This is a genomic window from Stenotrophomonas sp. YIM B06876, from assembly GCF_030711595.1.
Taxonomy (GTDB): Bacteria; Pseudomonadota; Gammaproteobacteria; order Xanthomonadales; family Xanthomonadaceae; genus Stenotrophomonas.
In genome coordinates, this window is record NZ_JAUJUJ010000107.1 from 1 (window position 1) to 2514 (window position 2514).

2 protein-coding genes are annotated in these 2514 nt (G+C 63.3%); both read left to right on the forward strand.

Going from position 1 to position 2514, the window contains the following annotated elements; all coding sequences use genetic code 11:
* Positions 1–1378, forward strand: a 1378-nt coding sequence (locus QZH66_RS15050; RefSeq protein WP_305806724.1) for a PhoPQ-activated protein PqaA family protein, incomplete at its 5' end; no start/stop codon positions are given.
* 234 nt (positions 1379–1612) lie between these two features.
* Positions 1613–2514: porin (locus QZH66_RS15055; protein ID WP_305806725.1), on the forward strand; the 902-nt coding region annotated here is incomplete at its 3' end.

Sequence of the window (2514 nt, forward strand, 5' to 3'; positions counted from 1 at the left end):
CATGAAGAAATGGCCCGTTTTCTTATTTTTCTATTCCTTGCTGCTGCTGTGCATGGGGGCGGCCAACGCCGGAGATGCCGGACCCGCGAAGTATTTCGACATGAAGGAAATGCTTGACGAGAGCACGCTGGACACGGTGGTTGCCAAGGATCGCGTAGTGCCCAGCGCCGCGCGTCCGGGCAAGAAGGTGCGCGTCATCGAACTGAAATTTACCAGCCAGAACTGGAAGGGGATGGTTTGGCGGCACCCGGCGCGCATTTACGTACCCGATGGATACAAGGGCGGTGGCAATGCCGGAATCATGGGTACCGAGCGGTCGTTCTTCGAGGATCCCGGCAGCGTTCGGCTCACGATTCCGGGGACGCAACTGCGCACGGAAGAACAGTATGCCGAGGCCACCGCCATCGATCTGGACCTGCCCATCATGGTGTTCAGCAATCCGCCTGAAAATTTCAAGGGCATGGACGAAAACGACCTCATGGGGTATTCACTCAAGAAGGTGCTGGAGACCGGTGATCTCAGCTGGTACGGCTACTCCGCCATCACCAAGGGATACCTGCGGGCGATTACGCTGATGCACTCCTTGCCCGGTGTGCAAACAGAGCGCGCCGTGATCATGGGCTGCTCCAAACGGGGCGTGGCGGTCACCCTTGCGACAGGCGTCGATTCTGATCGCGTCGCCGGCATCATGGCTGCCTGCTACTACGGCGGCAACACGCTCTACGGCCTTGCCAGGCAATTCGCCGAGTTCGGCCCGGATGTGAGGGGTCCCGACAAGGAGAGGTTGGGCCCCGGCTACCAGCCGGCGGAAAAGGTGCTGCGCGTATTCAACAACCCCGTGGGCTTGGAATTGATAAAGCACTTCGACCCCTACCTGTGGCGCGACAAGATCAAGGCCCGCTACCTGGTGGCGATGGGTACCAATGACGAGTTTTTTGCGCTGGGCGCATCCAACAGCATGCACAGGGAAATGAAGGGCGACCGGGCCTTTCTGGCCATCGACAACCAGAAGCACACATGGGTGTCGCAGAAAAACCTGGCCGCGTGGCGAATGTGGCTGGCCCACACCTTTCTGAAGCGCCCTGTTCCCAGCGTTGAATCCCGGGGGGTGGTTGATGCGGATCAGCTGCTGGTGTCCGCCAAGGTGGGCATGGAGACGCAGCCGGTGGCTGTCAGGGTCTTCTATGCGTACAAGAAAGTGTCCGCAGACTGGCGCGCGGCCCATTGGCAATCGACGGCCATGGGCAGCGCGGAAGGTGGCTACTCGGTGCGTCTGCCACTCAAGGAAGGCCAAAGCCTTGCCTACTACGTCGAAGTGGAAGACACCGGCCCCGGCGGCACGGGATATGTCAGCTCGCTCGTGGAGAGCGTCAACTAAAAGCGTGACGCCCAGGCGGCCCGTGATGGGGTGGTGCTTGCCAATGCGCCTGCCTCTGTCCAAGGGCCGGGATCCCTGGGCCGATTTTCTTGCTTTTCCCCTGCCCCGCCCAATGCACGACAGCATGGGGCGATGACGGGGTTTCTATAGAACAACCGACGGTGCACGGGCGCTCGTGAGCGTCCAGTGCCGCGCCGCGCCTGCGGCGTGCATTTCAATAAAAAGGAGACAGCAATGAAGAAGACTTTGGTTTGGGCCATCGTGGCATCGGTGGCGCCCTGTGCGGCCGTGGCCCAGGGCGGCGTGACCGTGTATGGCAACGTGGACCAGTTCATCGGCTTTGCCAAGGCCGGCACCACGTCGTGGACGCGCGTCGAGGACGGCGGGAGCCTGGGCTCGCGCCTGGGCTTTCGTGGAGATGAGGACCTGGGAGGCGGACTCAAGGCCTTCTACAACTTCCAGGCCGGGCTATCTGCAGATACCGGCGCGGGCAAGCAGGCGGGTGCGCTGGCCTTCAATCTGGCCTCCTTTGTCGGCCTCTCCGGGCCATGGGGCAGCGTCACCGCGGGCCGGCAGCTGACGCCTTTCATCGCCGCGGTCATGCGCGCGGACCCGTATGTTCTCGCCGACGTGTTCACTCCCTTGAACCTGGCGGCGTTCACCGATGCGCAGCCCGGCCTGGTGTCGATTGTCGCGCGGGCCAACAACATGCTGCGCTATCGCACGGCGGGCACGGAGGGCTTTCATGCCGATGTCGCCTATGCCCCCGGCGAAGCCAGCGTGGGGGACCAACACCTGAGCCGGCGCAGTGGGGACCTGTCGGGTGCCAGCCTCGCCTGGCGGAGCAAGGCGGTGTCCGTCGCTTATGGCTACCAGCGCCAATGGTCGGGTTCCGGCGCGGCGCCCGTGGCGGCGCCGGTCATGTCGACCTTCCATTCACTGATGGGCACCTACCGTGCCGCCGCGCCCTTGCTGCTCACGGCCAACTACACCATCAGCTCCGCGAGCAAGGCTGGTTCACCGATGGGACGGCTCAAGAGCCTGGGCGCTACCTACGACGTCACGCCACGCTCAAGCCTCAAGTTTGAATGGGCGCGCCGCAGCGTGGATGGCAGCGTCCGGGGGCAGTCCGCCTG